Source organism: Streptomyces sp. NPDC054765 (genome assembly GCF_053612065.1).
Map to the genome: position 1 here is coordinate 86,023 of NZ_JBSHBP010000007.1, position 19,630 is coordinate 105,652.

The 19,630-nt window shown below is 71.7% G+C and carries 15 protein-coding genes; 5 read left to right on the forward strand and 10 right to left on the reverse strand.

From position 1 onward, the window contains the following. Positions 1-22 precede the first annotated feature (22 nt). The 3 genes from ACWGJY_RS07175 to ACWGJY_RS07185 form a co-directional block, all read right to left on the reverse strand. Complete coding sequence (locus ACWGJY_RS07175) at positions 23-3,124, reverse strand: endo-alpha-N-acetylgalactosaminidase family protein (RefSeq protein WP_453259770.1); 3,102 nt, start codon at positions 3,122-3,124, stop codon at positions 23-25. Between the two features lie 340 nt (positions 3,125-3,464). Then, positions 3,465-3,695, reverse strand: coding sequence for a hypothetical protein (locus ACWGJY_RS07180; RefSeq protein ID WP_453259771.1), 231 nt, complete (start codon positions 3,693-3,695; stop codon positions 3,465-3,467). Between the two features lie 211 nt (positions 3,696-3,906). Beyond that, entirely contained in the window at positions 3,907-4,716 is an 810-nt protein-coding gene (locus ACWGJY_RS07185; RefSeq protein ID WP_453259772.1) for a S1 family peptidase, read from the reverse strand. Positions 4,717-4,981: 265 nt separating this feature from the next. On the opposite strand from ACWGJY_RS07185, the gene ACWGJY_RS07190 reads away from it, so the two are divergent. Next, positions 4,982-5,878, forward strand: coding sequence for a hypothetical protein (locus ACWGJY_RS07190; RefSeq protein WP_453259773.1), 897 nt, complete (start codon positions 4,982-4,984; stop codon positions 5,876-5,878). Between the two features lie 252 nt (positions 5,879-6,130). Here ACWGJY_RS07190 and ACWGJY_RS07195 read toward each other — a convergent pair whose 3' ends face one another. Continuing rightward, entirely contained in the window at positions 6,131-6,826 is a 696-nt protein-coding gene (locus ACWGJY_RS07195; protein ID WP_453259774.1) for an alpha/beta fold hydrolase, read from the reverse strand. Positions 6,827-6,980: 154 nt separating this feature from the next. Beyond that, on the reverse strand, positions 6,981-7,715 hold the full coding sequence (locus ACWGJY_RS07200; RefSeq protein WP_453259775.1) for an MBL fold metallo-hydrolase: 735 nt from the start codon (positions 7,713-7,715) through the stop codon (positions 6,981-6,983). A gap of 162 nt (positions 7,716-7,877) precedes the next feature. Between ACWGJY_RS07200 and ACWGJY_RS07205 the strand changes: the two genes are divergently transcribed. Together ACWGJY_RS07205 and ACWGJY_RS07210 are read left to right on the forward strand one after the other, a co-directional pair. Further along, on the forward strand, positions 7,878-8,366 hold the full coding sequence (locus ACWGJY_RS07205) for a hypothetical protein (protein ID WP_453259776.1): 489 nt from the start codon (positions 7,878-7,880) through the stop codon (positions 8,364-8,366). Positions 8,367-8,632: 266 nt separating this feature from the next. After that, positions 8,633-9,109 (forward strand): PPOX class F420-dependent oxidoreductase, encoded by a 477-nt coding sequence (locus ACWGJY_RS07210; RefSeq protein ID WP_453259777.1) that lies wholly within the window; start codon positions 8,633-8,635, stop codon positions 9,107-9,109. 72 nt (positions 9,110-9,181) lie between these two features. Here the strand turns inward: ACWGJY_RS07210 and ACWGJY_RS07215 are convergent, their stop codons facing one another. After that, positions 9,182-9,916 carry an SDR family NAD(P)-dependent oxidoreductase gene (locus ACWGJY_RS07215; protein ID WP_453259778.1) on the reverse strand — a complete coding sequence of 245 codons (735 nt, stop codon included), beginning with the start codon at positions 9,914-9,916 and terminating at the stop codon, positions 9,182-9,184. 68 nt (positions 9,917-9,984) lie between these two features. Between ACWGJY_RS07215 and ACWGJY_RS07220 the strand changes: the two genes are divergently transcribed. Further along, positions 9,985-10,566, forward strand: coding sequence for a MarR family winged helix-turn-helix transcriptional regulator (locus ACWGJY_RS07220; RefSeq protein ID WP_453259779.1), 582 nt, complete (start codon positions 9,985-9,987; stop codon positions 10,564-10,566). A 16-nt stretch (positions 10,567-10,582) separates the two neighbouring features. On the opposite strand, the gene ACWGJY_RS07225 is transcribed toward ACWGJY_RS07220, so the two are convergent. Then, positions 10,583-11,344 (reverse strand): ArsR/SmtB family transcription factor, encoded by a 762-nt coding sequence (locus ACWGJY_RS07225; protein WP_453259780.1) that lies wholly within the window; start codon positions 11,342-11,344, stop codon positions 10,583-10,585. A gap of 67 nt (positions 11,345-11,411) precedes the next feature. On the opposite strand from ACWGJY_RS07225, the gene ACWGJY_RS07230 reads away from it, so the two are divergent. After that, positions 11,412-12,011, forward strand: coding sequence for a hypothetical protein (locus ACWGJY_RS07230; protein ID WP_453259781.1), 600 nt, complete (start codon positions 11,412-11,414; stop codon positions 12,009-12,011). A 172-nt stretch (positions 12,012-12,183) separates the two neighbouring features. On the opposite strand, the gene ACWGJY_RS07235 is transcribed toward ACWGJY_RS07230, so the two are convergent. From ACWGJY_RS07235 to ACWGJY_RS07245, 3 genes are all read right to left on the reverse strand, one after another. After that, positions 12,184-13,644, reverse strand: coding sequence for a glutamate synthase subunit beta (locus ACWGJY_RS07235; RefSeq protein ID WP_453259782.1), 1,461 nt, complete (start codon positions 13,642-13,644; stop codon positions 12,184-12,186). Then, entirely contained in the window at positions 13,637-18,250 is a 4,614-nt protein-coding gene (gene gltB, locus ACWGJY_RS07240) for a glutamate synthase large subunit (protein WP_453259783.1), read from the reverse strand. Before gltB ends, ACWGJY_RS07235 begins: the two co-directional genes overlap by 8 nt. 290 nt (positions 18,251-18,540) lie before the next feature. Continuing rightward, positions 18,541-19,272, reverse strand: a complete 732-nt coding sequence (locus tag ACWGJY_RS07245; RefSeq protein ID WP_453259847.1) for a VIT1/CCC1 transporter family protein — start codon at positions 19,270-19,272, stop codon at positions 18,541-18,543. Positions 19,273-19,630: the final 358 nt, after the last annotated feature.

The window sequence follows — 19,630 nt, forward strand, 5'->3', positions numbered from 1 at the left end:
GGTGCGTCACACCTCGCGTACCTCACACCTCACGTACCTCGAACGTGTCGAGGACGAACTCCGCGGCCCCGTCGTCGGCCACCTTGCGCAGCCCCACCCATGCCTCGCCGTGGGCCGGTGCGGTGAACTCGTAGGTGTGGGTGGCGGGTTGGCCGGCGACGGGCAGCGGGGTGCGGGTCAGTTCGCGGGGCGCGGGCTCGTCGACGGCGGTGATCCATGCGTACTGGCCCGCCTTTTCGTTCGCGTAGCGGAAGGTGACCCGGTAGCGGCGGCCGGGGGTGAAGCGAACGGTGTGCGGGAGGGTCCGGTAGACGAGCCCGGTGTTCTCGCCGCGTGACTTGAGCGACTGTCCGCCGTCGAGGACGTCGTCGACGGCCTTGCCGTTCCAGCCGCGCTGGGTGAACGGGGCGTGCCGCTGGGCGATATGGGTGCGGGGGTCGGTGCTGCCGCCCGCGTCGCCCTTGACGAAGACGCCCCAGCCCTGGGGGACGTGCTCGAAGTCCTCGTAGGCCAGGGCGCCCTTCTCGGCGGTGGGTTCGGCGGCCACGACGCGGAGGTTGTCGAAGCGGACCCGGGCCCGGCCGGCCGCCGCGGTGAGGGTGAGGGTGACCGGGCCGCCGCCCTCGGGGACGGTGAAGCGGGTGAAGAGGCGCTGGAAGCGGGTGCCGGACTTCCGGTCGGCGGCGACGTAGTTGCCGGCGGTGGAGGTGTCGGTCCAGTTGGCCGCGGTGATGCCGTCGGCGGTACGGATCTCCAGGGCGGCCCGTCGCCGCTCGCCCGCCGTGGCGCCGACCTCGACCTGTACCGAGGCGGCGTAGCTGCCGGGGGCGAGCCGGGTGAGTTTCTGGGCGACGGTGGCGGCGGGGCCCGCGTCGATGACCAGTTCGTAGTCGCCCGCCTTGCTGAGCTGGACGGAGGCGGGGCCGGTGACCTGCCGGCCGGCCAGATTCCCGGAGTGGAAGCCGGGGTCGGTCAGGGGCGTGCCCTCACCCCAGGCGGGGTCCCGCTGTGCCAAGGCCTTGCCGCGGTGGACGACGTAGGCCACGCCGGGCCGGGCGGTGAGGGTGATCCTGCCGCCGCGGACGGGGATCCGGGTTTCCTCGGTCCGGCCCTGGTCGGTGAGCCGGTAGGCGTGTACGGCCGGGATGCCGGACCAGCCGCGGGGCAGGGTCCATGTGGTCGTGCCGCCGCGGGGGTTGTAGTGGTAGAGCCGGTGCGGGTCGGTGGCCCGGCGGGGTTCCCAGGGGAGCAGGTAGGTGCCGTCGTCGTAGACCGGCCGGCCGTCGGTGGTGATCGTGCGGGTGCCGCCCGCATCGCTGACGGAGGTCTTGGTGGGGCCCTCGAAGGTGATCTCGTGCGGGCCCCAGGTGCTGATCGGGTACGCCTGGAGGTATTTGGCGGGCAGGGCGTCGGTCCAGATGATCTTGTAGAACGCATTCCAGTCGGTCTTGCCGACCCAGCCCTCGAAGTTGCCCATCCGGCCACAACCGAGCAGCGTGGGCCATTTGTCGGCGAAGACGTCCTTGTGGTGGTTGCGCAGGAAGCGGATCAGCCGGGAGTTGATGCCGCGGGAGGTGTCGGGGCCGTAGTCGGTCTCGTTGGCCCAGTGCGACCACAGGGCGGAGCGTTCCAGGCCGTGGCCCCATTCGGTGGCGATCTGCCAGCCCTGGTCGCGCAGCTGGCGCTGGAGGCGGTCGGAGTTCCAGCCGGACTCGCGGAAGACGTCGAGGTAGAGGGTGTTCAGCGCGGGGTCGGTCTCCTTGCGCAGTTGCGCGAAGCGCCGGGCGATGTCGCCGGAGACCAGATCGCGGCGGGCGTCGATGCGGTAGGACTGGTCGAGCCAGTCCCACTGCTTGTCGTTCTTGTCGACGAGTTCCTCGGAGAAGGCGTGGGCGACGGGGTAGGACTCGGTGGCGTTGACGTGCACCGCGAAGTCGCTGTTCCACTTCTTTCCGGCGCGGAGCAGGGTGTTGAGGTCGGTGAGGCCGCCGGCCCTGGTGTTGTAGTTGCCGCCGTAGTCGGGGTGGGCGGAGTCGTGGCCTTCGGACTGGTAGCCCTTGAGGAGGGTGAACTGCCGCAGCCCGTCGGTGGCCAGGGCGATCCGCTTGATGTGGTCGAGGGTGGCGAGGAACGGGTTGGTGGCCTGGCTGGCGAAGTTGAACGGGATGTGCGGGACGACCCGCAGATGCTGTTCGCCGGCGCCCAGCGGCATGACCATGATGTCGCGCAGCGCGATGGCGGCGTCCTGCCAGTCGATGCGGCCGTCGCCGTTGCGGTCGCGGGTGACGATGACGGTCGCGTACGGCAGCGGGTCGGTGGCGATGGGGGCACCTCCCGCTCGTGGGGCCGGCTGACCGGCCGCCCGGTGCGTCCACTGGCCGCAGGACAGCTGCGCCCTGACGAAGCCGTCGCCCCGGGTGATCTGCCGCCGGAACCGGCCGTTCTCCCAGGTGGTGGCTCCGGCCGGCATGTCGTAGGAGGTGTTGGTCTCGATGGCGCCGGCCAGCTCGTCGGTGGCGACGACGGCGTAGGCGCAGCCGGTGGGTGCGGACTCGGCGGGGGTGTTGTCGGTGACCTGAACCAGGGTGTCGCCGCTCTTGGCCTTGTCGAGTTCGATCCGGGCGGCGAGCAGGGCGGCGCCGGGCTGGTCGCTGCGGACGCTCAGCAGGGCGAGGTCAGGGATCTCCAGGGTGCCGACGCGCAGCGCGGGGGTGTCGGTGATGCCGGTGACCCGCCAGGTGGTCGCCTCTCCCCGGACGGCGATCTCGACGGTGAGGCCGGCGCCGCCGTCGAAGCCGAGGGTGTAGGTGGCGCGGTCGGCGCGGGTGCGGTGGGTGACGTGCGGGGTGTGGGCGGTGCCGTCGATGAGGACCTGGGTGACGGGGGTGTCCTGGCCGTGCAGGACGGCGCCGGTGGCGCGGTGGGTGTAGGAGACGATGCGGGGGAAGGCGGTGTCGACACGGACCTCCAGCGCGTCGGACCGGAGCACCGCCTCGTCGGCGTGGGGTGCGGCCGTGGCGGGGTGCGCGCCGAGCGGCAGGGCGCCGGCGGCCCCGGCGAGCGCGGTGGTGGCGACAACTTTTCTGCGGCTGGGTCCGCGCGGGGTGCCTGTCTGCTCGTTCACGCGCGCTGTCCTCCTTCGTGCCTGCTGCACTGCCTGTCGGCGGACAGCGTGCTGCGCGTGCGGGGCGTGCGCCTATGGACAAAGGAGGGGCAGGTGTTGGACAGATGTGGGCCCCCGTGAGCGGGCGGCGTCAGGCCGCCGCCCCGCCGTCGAGGGGCAGTACGGCGGTGAATTCCCCGCCATCCTCCGCCGCGGGGCCCGCGAGGAGCCATCGGTATGTCTTCCCTCCTCGGCGCCCTCGGGGGCACGGGCCCGCACCCGTCCGGCAGGCCGGCGGTGCGCGCGGACCGCCGCCGGTGGCCGGGGCGGTCCGGTGGACCGGCGCCGGGGTGCGTGCGGATCAGCTCCGGGCCGCGTTCGAGGAGACGTCGGCCGGCAGCTCGACGGGGCCGTGATGGCCCCCGAGCAGCACATAGGCGAGGGTCGCGGCGGAGGCGGCGAGGAGCAGTGCGGCAAGGACCGTCGCACGGTGGTCGTAGTCGCGATCGCGGTAGTAGTCGCGATCGCGGTCGTGGTCGCGGTCGAGGTCGCGGTCGCGTGCCAGGGGGCGGGTGCGGCGCTCGGTGGTCATGCAGTTCACGGTAGGAAGCCGCCGCGGTGGCGCCCATAGGTCGTCCGGTCATCCGTAACGGCCCAAGGCCCGGCCGAAGGCACGAGCTTGGTCCCGGGGCGGACGGACCAACGGCCGTACGGCGAAGGGACCGAGGTCCGGGACTTCGGGCCCGGCGAAGGACCCGGGGAGCGGGCGGCTCCCCGGGCCCTTCGTCTCGCGTGCGTGGCGGTCAGCCGCCGAGTTCGCCCGCGGCCTTCTTGATGTCCGCGGCGAAGGTGCTCACCTCGCTGTAGACACCGGGCTTGCCGGGCCGTGCGCAGCCCTCGCCCCAGGAGACGATGCCGACCTGGAGCCACTGCCCGCCGTCATCCTTGCGGAACATCGGGCCGCCGGAGTCGCCCTGGCAGGTGTCGACGCCGCCGGTGTCCAGCTTGCCGGCGCAGATCTCGTCGCCCGGTGTCAGCTGGTCACCGTAGGCCTTCTGGCAGGTGGCGTCGTCGACGAACGGCACGGTCGCCTTGAGGAGGTAGCGCTGCTGGTCGCCGCCTTCCTTGTCGGCGCCCCAGCCGGCGATGGTGAAGTCGCCGTTGTTGAGCTTGTCGTCCTCGGCGATCTTCAGCGTGGGCTGGTCGATGGGCTTGGCGAGCTTGATGAGCGCCCAGTCCTTGCCCTTGCCGTTGTAGCCGGGGGCCTGCAGCACCTGGGTGGAGTTCACCTTGACGGCGTGCGAGTCCTGCAGGTCGGCGACGCCCGCGGTGGCCGTGATGGAGGTGTTCGCTCCGCTGCCGTCGACGCAGTGCGCCGCGGTGAGCACGATGTCCTTGGCGTACAGCGCGCCGCCACAGCCCATCGACAGCCGGACCATGAAGGGGAATTCCCCCTGGCCGGCCTTGGTGCCGCCGACGACTTTGGTGTGGACGGAGCCGGACGGGGCCGGGGAGGGGGCCGCCGAGGCCGAGCCGGGCTGGAGGCTGAAGGCGGCCAGGGCGACCGCGCCGGCGGCAGTGGCTCTTCTGAAGTGCTTCCGGTAGCTGCGCAACGGGCTTCCTTTCGTGGGGGGTTGCACGTCTATGACGGGCCCATGCCAACACCGGAGCCGGACGTGGCCGCCGCGGAAGGTGCGTGGAGGGCGGCAGCACGCCGTAAGGCGTCCGGACCCAGTGGGGGATGAGTCCGTGGAGCGCCCTGTGATTATGTGGAACGGCCGATCACAGTGACAAGGGTGTGCATCCGGCCAACTCCCCCGCCACACGGGCCCCGTACGGCCCATACCGGACGTTCCCGGCCCCCCGTACAGTGGCGGGGTGACCACGGGCGGCAGTGAGATCGAGCGCGGATACCCTCATCTCGACACGGTGCGCGCGGCCGTCCGTGCGCTCTTCACCCGCATGTCGTACGACACGGTGAGCACCTTCGACACCAGCGTGCTGCCGGTCGACGTGGCCTTCGACGAGACCGAGGACCTGCATCTGGGGGCCCAGCGGATCGCCCGCGCCATGGTCCGCCAACTGCATCTGCCGGACGCCCGGGTGGTCATCACCTTCCGCGAGATGGAACACGCCGCGGCCGTCGAACTCACCGCGGGGCCCGAGTACTTCATCGAGCTCAACGACCGCTTCAGGAAACACCGCAAGGACATCGGTGCCGCGCTGGCCCATGAGGTGACGCATGTTGCGCTGCACCGTCTGGACCTGTCGTTCCCCGGCACCCGCGACAACGAGATCCTCACCGACACCGCCGCCGCTTATCTCGGCGCGGGCTGGCTGCTGCTGGACGCCTACCGCGAGCACGGCCCGTTCTCGCAGAAGCTCGGCTATCTGACGCCGGAGGAGTTCGGCTATGTCCTCGCCAAGCGGGCCGGGTTCTTCGGCGAGGACCCGGCACCGTGGTTCACCAGCCCGCAGGCGTACGACGCGTACACGGCGGGCGCGGCGCGGGCCCGCCGGGACGCGCGCCGGCCACCGCTCGCCGCCGCCGGCTGGGCCGCCCGGCTGCGCTACGCCAAGGACCGCCGGGCGGCCCAGGATCCGCGGCGCGCCGGCCGGCCGCCCGCCACCGGCGACTACGCCTTCGAGGGCCCGTCGCCCCTGCGGGTGTCGTTCCCCTGCCCCGCCTGCCACCAGCGCATCCGCGTCCCGGTCCGCGGCCGGCTCCAGGCCCGCTGCGGGCTGTGCAAGACGCTGCTGGACTGCGATACGTGAGGGACGGGCAGCCGGCGGCCGGGCCCGGGGCCTGGCGTCGAAGTCCCGTCTGCCGCCCGGCGTCCGGCCCGCCCGGCGTCCGGCCCGCCCTGCGGGCGAACGGCGGGACCCTGAAGAGGAGCCCCCGGTGTGCTCTCCGGACAGCACACCTAGCCCCAATACCGCTTACTCAGCTGGCCTTTGGCGGCCTGCGACGAGGGCATCGCCGCAGGTCAGGGGCTTGGAGTGCGCCGTAAGTAAGCGGTATTGCACCTAGACCCACCCCTCCAGCCCCGCCATGAAGGCGTCGAAGTCGTCGCGGTGGATGGTGTGTCCGACGCCGTGCACCGTACGGACCTCGAAGCCGCGGCCGGTCAGCTCGGCCGCCGCCTGCTCGGAGAAGAGGAACCCCTCCCCCGCGAACTGCACCAGCGACGGCACGACCGGCTCGGGGGGCACATGGTCGAGCCGGTGCACGGCGGACAGCGCAAGGGCGGTAGCGGTGTCCCAGTCCGCGACCGTGGCCAGTTCGAGGTCGAGATCGGCGTCGCTCCAGCGCGGATTGAAGGTCCGCAGCATCGCCCGGTCGCCCCTCTTGAACGTGATGAACAGGGCCGGGTCGACGGGCTCCTGGAACCGGGGGAACGACCACGCCGGATCGCTGTAGACGGCCCGCCGCGGCTGCAGCCGCTCCGCGGCGAGGGACAGCGCCAGGCCGCCCAGCGAATGCCCGATGACGACCTCGGGGGCGGCGGGCAGGGTCTCCACGAGGTCCTCGGCGAACAGCTCGGTGCTGTACTCGCCGCGCGGGCTGCGGCCGTGGCCGCGCAGATCGACGGCGATGACGCGATAGCCCCGGCCGGCGAGCGCCGGACCGACGCGGTGCCAGGTGCGGTGATCGGACATCAGCCCGTGGACCAGCACCGCGGTCCGTTCGCCGGTGCCCCATTCATGGGTGTGCAGCTGCATGCCCGTGCCTCTCCTCGGTCCGCGCTCTGCGCCCGCCGATGTTCCCGGCCCGGTTCTCCGGGCCGGGCCGCACCCGCGCGAGATTACCCATCGTGCTGCCGGCCGCCCCCGCCGACACGGTCCGTCCCGGCCGCCGCGCCCGCCGTTCTCTCCCTCACAGCCAGTCCTTCTCCGGTGTGGCCGCGGCCAGTACCTCCCGTGCTCCGGTACGGAGGGGGATGCCGTGGGGTACGCACACCGTGTCGACGTCGTCGAGGGCGGCGAGCCGGCGGAAGGATGCCACGGCCTCCTCGCGTGCGACATTGACCGGGCCGAGGACGGCGCGGCTGCCGTCGGGGGCGGTGCCGATGATGTCGCCGGGGAAGAGCACCCGGCCGGCGGGGAGGTGCAGGGCGATCCCGCCGGGCGTGTGGCCGGGGACGTGCAGCACCCGCACCGGTTCCCCCCAGCCGTCGAGGGTGTCCCCGTCGTGCAGGACGGTATCGACCTCGGCATGGCGCAGCGGCGGGAGCCCGGCGGCCGCCAGATCGGCCATGATCCCTTCGTGCAGCGACCGTTCCGCGGGGGTGAACGCCGGCGCGGGTTCGGGGGCGGTGCCGCGGATGTACGGGGCGTCCAGGGCACCGGCCAGGACGCGGGCTCCGGTGGCGGCGGCGAGGTCGGCGGCGGAGCCCATGTGGTCCAGGTGGCAGTGGGTGAGCACGATCTGCCGCAGCTGTTGCGGCCGGCCGCCGAGCCGGGCGAGTGCGCCGAGGATGGCGGGGGCCGAGCCGGGGATGCCGGTGTCGACCACCGCATAGCCGTCGTCGGGGAGGGCGACGACATACACGTGCCCGACGGGGAAGGGGAGTTGCCAGATGGTGGGGGTGACCTCGGTGAGGGTGTCCATGGCCCGGACGCTAGCGGGCGGGCGATCGGGGGCCGCCGGTGTTACGCCGTGGGCGGACCGGGCGGCGGAGCGCCTGGCCCGGGCCCCGGCGGCCTCCGCGGAAAGCGGCCGGAACCTGTCTTGTGCCTGCCACGTCCCATCCGTGACACAAGGAGGCATGTCATGCGAGGATCCCACCTCTCCCGCACCCCTACCCTCACCGCCCTGCTCGCGCTGACGGCGGCCGGCGCCGTCGCCCTGTCCGGCTGTGGCCAGAACCAGCAGAAGGTGGCCCCCGCGGCTCCGCCGAAGAAGCAGGACGCGTTCGAGCAGCGGGCGGACCAGATAGTGCGGGACTGGCCGAAGGTCTCCCCGGTCCACGGCCGGCAGCAGGCGCTGCTGCCGCTGGTCGCCGCGGAGCGCCCCAAGAACACGGGGGCACGGGAGATCACGGTCACCGTCGGGCACAGCGCCTGTGATGTCCACTTCGGTGCGCGCAGCCATGAGGCGAAGGGCCTTGTCGTGATCACCGGCTGGGGCAAGCGGAAGAGCGCCCAGGGGATGTGCACCGAGCAGCTGGCCACCGACAAGGTGACGGTGCACCTCAAGAGCGCGCTGGACGGCCGCAAGGTCGTGGACGCGGCGACCGGCAAGCAACTCCTCAAGGGCTGACCGGCCGCACGCGGCGCGACGGCGCATCCACTGCGCCGTTCGCGGCTTCGCCGTGCACCGTGCACCGTTCGCGGTCAGCGGTCAGCGGTCAGCGGTCAGCGGTCAGCGGTCAGCGGTCAGCGGTCAGCGGTCAGCGGTCCACCGTGCACCGTCATCGGTTCACGATTACGGGCGCACTCCCCCGGACGAGTAGCTCCGCTGTCCCTTCCGGCCCGCCCCGCCGGCGGACGAAGGGACAGCGGGACCTGCTCGTCTAGGCTCGCGGTATGAGCCCTTCCATCGCCCGCAACACCCGTGTCGAGCTGCCCGAACTGCTGGAGTTCGTCCGCCCCCGCCACCGCGCGATCCTGCTCACCCGCCGCAGCGACGGCACCCCGCAGGGCTCACCGCTGACCTGCGGGGTGGACGACTCCGGACGGCTGGTCATGTCCACGTATCCGGAACGCGCCAAGGTCCGTAATGCCCGCCGGGTCTCGTCGGTCAGCGTCCTCGTGCTGTCCGACGAATGGAACGGTCCGTGGGTGCAGATCGACGGCGAGGCCGAGGTTATCGACGCCCCGGATTCGGTCGAGCCGCTCGTCGAGTACTACCGCAACATCGCCGGGGAGCACCCGGACTGGGACGAGTACCGGGAGGCGATGCGCAAGCAGGGCAAGTCGCTGATCCGGGTGACACCGCTGCGCTGGGGCCCGGTCGCGACCGGCGGTTTCCCGGCCCGGCTCGCGCAGGACGGCGACGCCTGACCCGCCCCGGCCGCCGGGAACGCAGCCTGCAGCCCGGCACTCCGGCCGCCCCCGCCGCCGGCCGGCCGACCGTCAACGGGTGCTGCGCGTACCGCCGTTGACATTCAGCACCTGCCCGGTGAGGTGCCGGGCCGCCGGGGAGGCCAGGAAGGCCACGGTCCCCGCGATGTCGTCCGGGGCCCCTGGGCGGCCCAGCGCCGAGGCGGCCACCAGGCGGTCGCGGCGCTCGTCGGTGAGCTGGTCCCGGAAGAAATCGGTGCCGGCGATATAGCCGGGCGCTACGACGTTGGCGGTGATGTCGCGGGGGCCGAGGACCCGGGACAGCTCCACGTTCCAGGAGGCGAGGCCGGCCTTGGCCGCCCCGTAGGAGCCGGCGCCCTGGTCGGCGGCGATCGATCCGATGTGGACCACCGCGCCACCGGCCGCCAGCCGGCCGTCCAGCGCCTTGGTGGTCAGCGCGGCGCTGACCAGGTTGGCGTCGAGGTTGGCGCGGAAGTCCCGGGCGTAGGCCGCCAGGCCGGTGGCTCCAGCCGTGTCGAGGTCGGTGCCGAGGTCGGCGTTGCCGCCGGCATTGTTGACCAGGATGTCGATCCGCTCCGGGAGTTCGGCCAGTAGCGCGGTGAGTGCCCCGGGATCGGTGTGGTCGCACACCAGCGGGCGGACGGTGGGGTGGCCGGCCGCGGTTTCCGCGAGCGGCCCGGGGCGCCGGCCGGTGACGATGACCTTGTCGCCGGCGCCCGCGAAGTGCCGGGCGACGGCGCGTCCGATGCCGGTTCCGCCGCCGGTGACCAGGATGGTGCGTGACATATGCTGAGCTCCGTCCATCATGTTCAGGTCTAAATTTAGAGCTGAACATAACACTCCCGGGAGGACCCGTGGCAAGAGATTCCGAGGCGAGGGACGACTGTGGCCACCCGGCGGCCCGCGCCCCCTCCTACCCCGTCGAGGAGATCGCCGCCGCCTGGGAACGCGAACGCCCCGGCACCCCGGTCTCGTCGATCGGGATCGTGACGCCGATCTGGCAGCTGGCGAAGCTGCTGGGCGACGACCGGCGCCGGGTGCTGGCCCGCGCCGGGATGGACCCGGCCACCCTCGACCTGCTCAGCGTGCTGCGCCGCAGTGGCGAGCCGTACACCCTGACCACCCGGGAGCTCGGCCGCCGCTCCATGGTCACCGCGGGTGCGGTCTCCCAGCGGGTGGCCCGCGCCGAGCGCGAGGGGCTGGTCACCCGGCGTCCCGGCGAGGGCCGTTCACGGACGGTACTGGTCGAACTGACCCCGGCCGGCCATGAGCTGGTCGAGGCCACCGTCGACCAAGTACTGTGCCGCGAGGCCGAGTTGATCGACGGCCTGACCCCCGGGCAGCAGGAGCAGCTCGCCGGTCTGCTGCGGATCCTGCTCCAGGACACCCAGCGCAAGCTCGGCGACGACCGGATCGGCCAGGTCGGCGAGGCCTGAGCGCGCCCCGGGACGCTCAGGCGCGGGGCGCGGAGAAGGCCAGGGAGGGGAAGAGTGCCTCGTCGGGCAGGCCGAGCTGCGCGCGGAACGCCGTACGGCCTTCCGCGGTGACGGTGAGGATGCGGGTGGCGGCGGCCTTGGCGATCCAGCCCCGCTCCAGGGCATGCCGGTAGAGGGCGGCACCGACCGCGCCGGAGAGATGGCGGCGGCGCACCGTCCAGTCGAGGCAGGTGCGGACATGGGCCCGGTGGGCGGCCGAGGGGTCGGCGTCGGGGATGCCGAGGGCGGTCAGCCAGGTGGCGCCGGCGCCCGTCAGCACCGGACCGTAATCCCGCCCCAGCAGGCCGCGTTCGGTCATCGCCTCGGCGATGGCGACACCGAGGACACCGGCGATGTGGTCGTAGCACGTGCGGGCGTGGTGCAGGGCCCTGCGGTGGGCGGCCTCGGCCAGGGAGCGGACCGGGACCCGGCGGTAGGGGGCCAGGCCCGCGAGGTTCTCCAGGGTTTCCGCGGTCTCCGGTCCGGCCAGGCGTACGTAGCGCCGCCGCCCCTGGCGCTCCTCGGCGAGCAGACCGCCGGAGACCAGGAGATTGAGGTGCTCGGTGGTGGTGGACGGCGCCACCGCGGCGTATTCGGCCAGTTCGCCGGCGGTCCACGCACCGCCGTCGAGCAGGGCCATACAGATGGCGGCACGGGTGCGGTCCGCGAGCAGCGCCGCGAGGGCGGCCAGGTCGGGGGTCTCCGCGGCACTTTCCTGATCGGCGTCCCATCGTTTCATGTACACAGAGTAGCCTCTGATAACATTTCGGTGAGCACCGAACCATCCGGCTTCTATCCTCGGGACCATGAACGGCGCGCTGGAGAAGAGCAGTTCGGTCACCCCGGCGCTGCTGTCCACGGAGAACGACGACGGGACCTTCGTCCTGGTCGAGCTGCGTATCCGGTGGGAGCTCGGACCGGTCGTCAGCGTCTGGCTGCCGGCCCGCGGCCGCACCGCGCAGAATCTCGCGGTGCGCCCGGACGTGGTCTTCAATCTGCCGCCGGGCGGGACGGGGGCCGAGGAGAGCGGGAGCGCCCTGCCCGGCTCCGCGGACGCGCCGTGGACGGCTCCGTCCTGGGACGCGCCGTGGACGGAGCCGTCCGAACTGGTGCGGCCGCCACGGCTGGTGCACTGTCCGGTGCAGCTGGAGGCCCGTCGGCTCGGGGAGCGGACGGTCACGGACGGGGCATGGACGCAGATCGAGGCGCAGGTGCTTCGGGTGCATGCCGATCCGCGGTGGGTGCTGCCGCTGGGCGACCGGCGGATCGACCTGGGGGCCTGGCAGCCGCCGGTGCACGATTTCCGGCCGCCCGGCACTCCCCCGCCGCAGGCCGTGCCGGCGCCCGCCCGGGAGCTGGCGCGGCAGTTGGGGCGGCGCTTCCCCGCCGCACGCGGCGGCTCGTAAGGCGCCCGGGGAGCCGGAGCCGGTCCGGTGGACCGGGCAGCCTGCGGCAAAGACCCGCGGCGCCTGCCCTCCGGTCGGGGGAGGGGACAGGCGCCGCGTTATGAGGTCCGGGGTTGCCCCCGTACCCCATGCCGCCGTACGACGTTGTACGGGACATCCGGTGGACGGTCGGTCACACGGTCAGTGCACGATCCGTCGGCTTGATGGGAGCCGGCAGGGCGCTGACTCCGGTCAGGAAGCGGTCCACGCCCTTGGCCGCGGAACGGCCCTCGGCGATCGCCCACACGATCAGCGACTGGCCGCGGCCGGCGTCACCGGCGGCATACACACCGGGGACGTTGGTGGCGAAGTCCGCGTCACGGGCGATGTTGCCGCGTTCGTCGAGCTCCAGGCCGAACTGCTCGACCAGGCCGTTCTCCCGGTCGGTGCCGGTGAAGCCCATGGCGAGGGTGACCAGCTGGGCCGGGATCTTCCGCTCGGTGCCCGGCTTCGGCTCCGGGCGGCCGTCCTTGAACTCCACCTCGGTCAGGTGCAGCCACTGGACGTTGCCGTCCTCGTCACCCTCGAAGTGGGTGGTGGAGACGGAGTAGAGCCGCTCACCGCCCTCCTCGTGCGCGGAGGTGACCTTGTAGAGCATCGGGAAGGTCGGCCACGGCTGGTTCGGGTTCCGCTCGTCGCCCGGCTTGCCCATGATCTCCAGCTGGGTGACGGAGGCCGCGCCCTGGCGGTGCGCGGTGCCGACGCAGTCCGCGCCGGTGTCGCCACCGCCGATGACGACCACGTGCTTGCCCTCGGCGGTGATCGGGGCGACGGTCAGGTCGCCCTCCTGCACCTTGTTGGCGAGCGGGAGGTACTCCATCGCGAAGTGGATGCCGTTCAGCTCGCGGCCGGCCACCGGCAGGTCGCGGGAGGTGGTGGCACCGGCGGCGATGACCACGGCGTCGTAGCGCTTGCGCAGCTTCTTGGCGTCGAGGTCGCGGCCGATCTCCACCTCGGTACGGAACTTGGTGCCCTCCGCGCGCATCTGCTCGATACGGCGGTTGATGTGGCGCTTTTCCATCTTGAACTCGGGGATGCCGTAGCGGAGGAGACCCCCGATACGGTCCGCGCGCTCGTAGACGGCGACGGTGTGGCCGGCCCGGGTCAGCTGCTGGGCGGCGGCGAGCCCCGCCGGGCCCGAACCGATGACGGCGACGGTCTTGCCGGACAGGCGCTCGGGCGGCTGCGGGGTGACGTCCCCGTTGTCCCACGCCTTGTCGATGATGGAGACCTCGACGTTCTTGATGGTCACCGGCGGCTGGTTGATGCCCAGCACACAGGCGGCCTCACAGGGCGCGGGGCACAGCCGGCCGGTGAACTCCGGGAAGTTGTTGGTCGCGTGCAGCCGCTCGCTGGCCCCGGTCCAGTCCTCGCGGTAGGCGTAGTCGTTCCACTCGGGGATGAGGTTTCCGAGCGGGCAGCCGTTGTGGCAGAACGGGATACCGCAGTCCATACAGCGCGAGGCCTGCTTGCTGATGATCGGCAGCAGGGAGCCGGGCTGGTAGACCTCGTTCCAGTCCTTGACGCGCTCCTCGACGGGGCGGGTCTTGGCGATCTCGCGCTCGTGGTTCAGGAAGCCCTTGGGGTCAGCCATTGGTCGCCGCCTCCATCATCTTCTCGTGGGTCTCGGACTCGGAGAGTCCGGCTCGCTCGGCGGCGTCCTTGGCGGCGAGCACTGCCTGGAAAGTGGCCGGGACGACCTTGCTGAAGCGGGCGGCGGCCGTGTCCCAGTCGGCAAGGAGCTTCTCGGCGACGGTGGAGCCGGTCTCCTCCTGGTGGCGGCGCACGACGTCGTGCAGCCACTGCTTGTCGGTGTCGTCCAGCGTGGTGACCGCGTCGGCCAGTTCGCGGTTGACGTGGTGCGGGTCGAGGTCGATGACGTACGCCATACCGCCGGACATGCCCGCCGCGAAGTTGCGGCCGGTCTCGCCCAGGATGACGGCGTGGCCGCCGGTCATGTACTCGCAGCCGTGGTCGCCGACGCCCTCGGAGACCACCGTGGCACCGGAGTTGCGGACGCAGAAGCGTTCGCCGACCCGGCCGCGCAGGAACAGCTCGCCGCCGGTGGCGCCGTAGGCGAGGGTGTTGCCGGCGATGGTGGAGTACTCGGCGAGATGGTCCGCGCCGCGGTCCGGGCGGACGACGACCCGGCCGCCCGACAGGCCCTTGCCGACGTAGTCGTTGGCGTCGCCCTCCAGGCGCAGCGTGATGCCGCGCGGCAGGAACGCGCCGAAGGACTGGCCGGCCGAGCCGGTGAAGGTGATGTCGATGGTGTCGTCGGGCAGGCCGGCGCCACCGAACTTCTTGGTGACCTCGTGGCCGAGCATGGTGCCGACGGTCCGGTTGATGTTGCGGATCGCGATCTGCGCCCGGACCGGCTGGGCGTCCTCGGCGGTGTCCGCGGCCAGCGCATCGGCGGCGAGCTTGATCAGCTCGTTGTCGAGCGCCTTCTCCAGGCCGTGGTCCTGCTCGATGACCTGGTGGCGGACGGCAGCTTCGGTCAGCTCGGGGACGTGCAGCAGCGGGGCCAGGTCCAGGCCCTGCGCCTTCCAGTGGTTCACGGCGCGGGAGGTGTTCAGCAGCTCGGCGTGGCCGATGGCCTCGTCGAGGCTGCGGAAGCCCAGCTCGGCCAGCAGCTCACGGACCTCTTCCGCGATGAACTGGAAGAAGTTGACGACGTACTCGGCCTTGCCGCTGAAGCGCTCGCGCAGCGTCGGGTTCTGGGTGGCGATGCCGACCGGGCAGGTGTCCAGGTGGCAGACGCGCATCATGACGCAGCCGGAGACGACCAGCGGGGCGGTCGCGAAGCCGTACTCCTCGGCGCCCAGCAGGGCGGCGATGACGACATCGCGGCCGGTCTTGAGCTGACCGTCGGTCTGCACCACGATCCGGTCGCGCAGGCCGTTGAGCAGCAGGGTCTGCTGGGTCTCGGCCAGGCCCAGCTCCCAGGGGCCGCCCGCGTGCTTGAGCGAGGTGAGCGGGGAGGCACCCGTACCGCCGTCGTGGCCGGAGATCAGGACCACGTCCGCGTGTGCCTTGGAGACCCCCGCGGCGACCGTGCCCACGCCGACCTCGGAGACCAGCTTCACGTGGATGCGGGCGGCCGGGTTGGCGTTCTTGAGGTCGTGGATCAGCTGGGCCAGGTCCTCGATGGAGTAGATGTCGTGGTGCGGCGGCGGGGAGATCAGGCCGACGCCCGGGGTGGAGTGCCGGGTCTTGGCGACCCACGGGTAGACCTTGTGGCCGGGCAGCTGGCCGCCCTCGCCGGGCTTGGCGCCCTGCGCCATCTTGATCTGGATGTCGTCGGAGTTGACCAGGTACTCGGACGTCACACCGAAGCGGCCGGAGGCGACCTGCTTGATGGCGGAGCGGCGCGCCGGGTCGTAGAGACGGTCCGGGTCCTCGCCGCCCTCGCCGGTGTTGGACTTGCCGCCCAGCTGGTTCATGGCGATGGCCAGCGTCTCGTGCGCCTCCTGGGAGATGGAGCCGTACGACATGGCGCCGGTGGAGAAGCGCTTGACGATCTCGGACGCCGGCTCGACCTCCTCGATCGGGACCGAGGGGCGCTCGGCGGCGAAGGAGAACAGACCGCGCAGCGTCATCAGCCGCTCGGACTGCTCGTTCACCCGCTGCGTGTACTGCTTGAAGATGTCGTAGCGGCGCGAGCGGGTGGAGTGCTGGAGCCGGAAGACGGTGTCCGGGTCGAAGAGGTGCGGCTCGCCCTCGCGGCGCCACTGGTACTCGCCGCCGATCTCCAGCGCGCGGTGCGTGGCGGCGATGCCGGAGGCCGGGTAGGCCTTGGCGTGCCGCGCCGCGACCTCCTTGGCGATGACGTCCAGGCCGGCGCCGCCGATCTTGGTGGCGGTGCCGTGGAAGTACTTCTCGACGAACGTCTCGTCCAGGCCGACGGCCTCGAAGACCTGTGCGCCCCGGTAGGAGGCGACGGTCGAGATGCCCATCTTGGACATGACCTTCAGGACGCCCTTGCCGAGCGCCTTGATGAGGTTCTTGATGGCGGCCTCGGCCTCCAGGCCGGGCAGGAACGTGCCGGCCCGGACCAGGTCCTCGACGGACTCCATGGCCAGGTACGGGTTGACGGCCGCGGCACCGAAGCCGATGAGCAGCGCGACATGGTGCACCTCGCGCACATCGCCGGCCTCGACGAGCAGACCGACCTGGGTGCGCTCCTTGGTGCCGATGAGGTGATGGTGGACCGCGGCGGTGAGCAGCAGCGACGGGATCGGCGCGTGCTCGGCGTCGGAGTGGCGGTCGGAGAGCACGATCAGCCGGGCGCCGTCGTCGATGGCGGCGTCGGCCTCGGCGCAGATCTCCTCGATCCGGGCGGCCAGCGACTCGCCGCCGCCGGAGACCCGGTAGAGGCCGGAGAGGGTCACGGCCTTCATGCCGGGCATGTCGCCGTCGGCGTTGATGTGCACGAGCTTGGCCAGCTCGTCGTTGTCGATGACCGGGAAGGGCAGGGTCACGCTGCGGCAGGAGGACGGGGTCGGCTCCAGGACGTTGCCCTGGGGGCCGAGGGAGGAGATCAGCGAGGTGACGAGCTCCTCGCGGATGGCGTCCAGCGGCGGGTTGGTGACCTGCGCGAAGAGCTGGGTGAAGTAGTCGAAGAGCAGCCGGGGGCGCTCGGAGAGCGCGGCGATCGGTGAGTCGGTGCCCATCGAGCCGATCGGCTCGGCGCCGGCCTTGGCCATCGGGGCGAGGATGACGCGCAGCTCTTCCTCGGTGTAGCCGAAGGTCTGCTGGCGGCGGGTGACCGAGGCATGGGTGTGCACGATGTGCTCGCGCTCGGGCAGGTCGGCGAGCTCGATCAGGCCGGAGTCCAGCCACTCCTGGTAGGGCTGCTCGGCGGCGAGCTGCGCCTTGATCTCGTCGTCCTCGATGATGCGGCCCTCGGCGGTGTCCACGAGGAACATCCGGCCGGGCTGCAGGCGGCCCTTGCGGACGACCTTGGCGGGGTCGATGTCCAGGACGCCGACCTCGGAGGAGAGCACGACCAGGCCGTCGTCGGTGACCCAGTAGCGGCCGGGGCGCAGACCGTTGCGGTCGAGGACCGCGCCGACCTGGGTGCCGTCGGTGAAGGTGACGCAGGCCGGGCCGTCCCAGGGCTCCATCATCGTGGAGTGGTACTGGTAGAAGGCCCGCCGGGCCGGGTCCATGGAGGGGGAGTTCTCCCACGCCTCGGGGACCATCATCAGCACGGAGTGCGGCAGCGACCGGCCGCCGAGATGGAGCAGCTCCAGGACCTCGTCGAAGGAGGCGGAGTCGGAGGCGTCCGGGGTGCAGACCGGGAACAGCCGGTCCAGCTGCTCGGCGTTGTCCGCGCCGAAGAGCTTCGAGGCGAGCTGGGACTCGCGGGCACGCATCCAGTTGCGGTTGCCCTTGACCGTGTTGATCTCGCCGTTGTGCGCGACGAAGCGGTACGGGTGGGCCAGCGGCCAGCTCGGGAAGGTGTTGGTGGAGAACCGCGAGTGCACCAGCGCGATGGCGGTGGCGAAGCGGCGGTCGGACAGGTCCGGGAAGAAGGGCTCCAGCTGGCCGGTGGTCAGCATGCCCTTGTAGACAATCGTCCGGGCGGACAGCGAGGGGAAGTAGACCCCGGCCTCCCGCTCGGCGCGCTTGCGCAGCGCGAAGGCCTTGCGGTCCAGCGCCAGCCCGGTGTTCTTGCCGTCGCCCACGAAGATCTGGGAGAAGGCGGGCATGGTGGCGCGGGCGCCGTTGCCCAGCAGCTGCGGGGCGACCGGGACCACCCGCCAGCCGATGACGTCCAGACCTTCTTCGCCGGCGATCGTCTCGATGCGCGAGACGGCGTCGGCCGCTTCCTGGGCATCGGACGGCAGGAAGGCGATGCCGACGGCGTAGGCGCCGGCCTCGGGAAGCTCGAAGGTGACGTTCTCGCGGAGGAACGCGTCCGGCACCTGGAGCAGGATGCCGGCGCCGTCACCCGAGTCGGGCTCCGAGCCGGTGGCACCGCGGTGCTCCAGATTCGTCAGGACGGTGAGCGCCTGCTCGACCAGTGCGTGGCTGGCCTCGCCGGTGAGGGTGGCCACAAAGCCGACACCGCAGGCGTCGTGCTCATTACGCGGGTCGTACATCCCCTGCTGGGCAGGGCGCCCGTCCATGGGCGACCACGCGGCGCTGCTGGCGCTGCTGGCGGTCGCGGAGTGCGTGGACGCGAAGCGCATCGGCTCTCCCATACGTCGTCGTGGCATAGGCATTGCCGAGGGACGACGTTGGCCCTCCGCGAAATTTCGTGCAGGTTACAGGATGGCCCCCTTCTCGAAAAGCGAAAAGGGGATTCCAACATGCGGACACCGCAAGTGCGGTGAGTCAGTACGCGGACGGAATCCGGGCCGTCCCACAAGGCGGCGTTCGGCGAGCGACATTGCCCGCGACGCCTGGGCCTTATGCCCGGTCGTCGACAAAACGAAACCGCTGGGTAACGCGGTAATTATGCAGTCACCCGTATGACCCGTCACCCTACGACGGTTCCGAACAGCGCTCCCAGGGCGTAGGTCACACCCGCCGCGGCGCCGCCGAGAGCCAGTTGGCGCAGCCCGCTGAACCACCAGGAGCGCGCCGTCACGCGCGCCACGACCGCACCGCAGGCAAAGAGTCCGACCAGCGCGAGCAGCAGCGCAGGCCAGATCGCGGACGCCCCCAGCAGATAGGGAAGGACGGGCAGCAGCGCGCCCAGCGCAAACGACCCGAAGGAGGAAACCGCGGCAACGGCGGGCGAAGGAAGGTCGGAGGGGTCGATGCCCAATTCCTCGCGGGCATGGATCTCCAGGGCCTGCTCCGGGTCCCGGGAGAGCTGCTCGGCGACCTGCCGGGCGAGGGCCGGCTCGACCCCGCGCGACTCGTAGAGGGCCGCCAGCTCCGCCAGCTCGTCCTTCGGGTGCTTGCGCAGCTCGGACCGCTCGATGTCCAGCTCGGCCTGCACCAGCTCACGCTGCGAGGCCACCGAGGTGTACTCCCCCGCGGCCATCGAGAACGCACCGGCGGCCAGGCCCGCGAGGCCGGTGATGATGATCGTCTGCTGCGACAGCGCACCGCCGGCGACACCCGTCATCAGGGCGAGGTTCGAGACCAGCCCGTCCATCGCACCGAAGACGGCGGGGCGCAGCCAGCCGCCGTTGACATCGCGGTGGGTGTGGTTGTCACGGTGCGCCACATGCGTCGGCGCCGCGGCATCCATGATCTCCATGACGGACATATCGGTACCTACTCCCTGCAACGAGGTGTGGGCCGATGGCGGCACTTCCCCCTCCAACACCTCGAAGTTATGCGCCCTTTACCCTCCGCCGCTAGCAAGGAAGGCCGAACTTACCCCGCTGACCTGCGGTTTTTCCGCGCGGTCGGTGATGAGATCCGGGTCACACAGCCTTCCGGGCCCCTCGGGAGCGCCGTCGCCCGTGCCGTCCGGGGGAGTCGACCGGGTGACCCTGCCGTCCGGGACAGGAGAGCCGGGCCGCCGCGTGGCACGGATACAGCGCAGCGGCCCGAACCGGCCGGCGCCCCGCGGTCCCGGGCGGCGGTCCGGCCCGTACGACAGAACGGCACGC

Bases quoted from the DNA above. Each gene is read 5' to 3' on its own strand.
- ACWGJY_RS07245 (WP_453259847.1), bottom strand. From the start codon at position 19,272: ATGGAGATCATGGATGCCGCGGCGCCGACGCATGTGGCGCACCGTGAC.
- ACWGJY_RS07215 (WP_453259778.1), bottom strand. From the start codon at position 9,916: ATGTCACGCACCATCCTGGTCACCGGCGGCGGAACCGGCATCGGACGC.
- ACWGJY_RS07210 (WP_453259777.1), top strand. From the start codon at position 8,633: ATGAGCCCTTCCATCGCCCGCAACACCCGTGTCGAGCTGCCCGAACTG.
- ACWGJY_RS07205 (WP_453259776.1), top strand. From the start codon at position 7,878: ATGCGAGGATCCCACCTCTCCCGCACCCCTACCCTCACCGCCCTGCTC.
- ACWGJY_RS07200 (WP_453259775.1), bottom strand. From the start codon at position 7,715: ATGGACACCCTCACCGAGGTCACCCCCACCATCTGGCAACTCCCCTTC.
- gltB (WP_453259783.1), bottom strand. From the start codon at position 18,250: ATGCGCTTCGCGTCCACGCACTCCGCGACCGCCAGCAGCGCCAGCAGC.
- ACWGJY_RS07235 (WP_453259782.1), bottom strand. From the start codon at position 13,644: ATGGCTGACCCCAAGGGCTTCCTGAACCACGAGCGCGAGATCGCCAAG.
- ACWGJY_RS07195 (WP_453259774.1), bottom strand. From the start codon at position 6,826: ATGCAGCTGCACACCCATGAATGGGGCACCGGCGAACGGACCGCGGTG.
- ACWGJY_RS07180 (WP_453259771.1), bottom strand. From the start codon at position 3,695: ATGACCACCGAGCGCCGCACCCGCCCCCTGGCACGCGACCGCGACCTC.
- ACWGJY_RS07225 (WP_453259780.1), bottom strand. From the start codon at position 11,344: ATGAAACGATGGGACGCCGATCAGGAAAGTGCCGCGGAGACCCCCGAC.
- ACWGJY_RS07230 (WP_453259781.1), top strand. From the start codon at position 11,412: ATGAACGGCGCGCTGGAGAAGAGCAGTTCGGTCACCCCGGCGCTGCTG.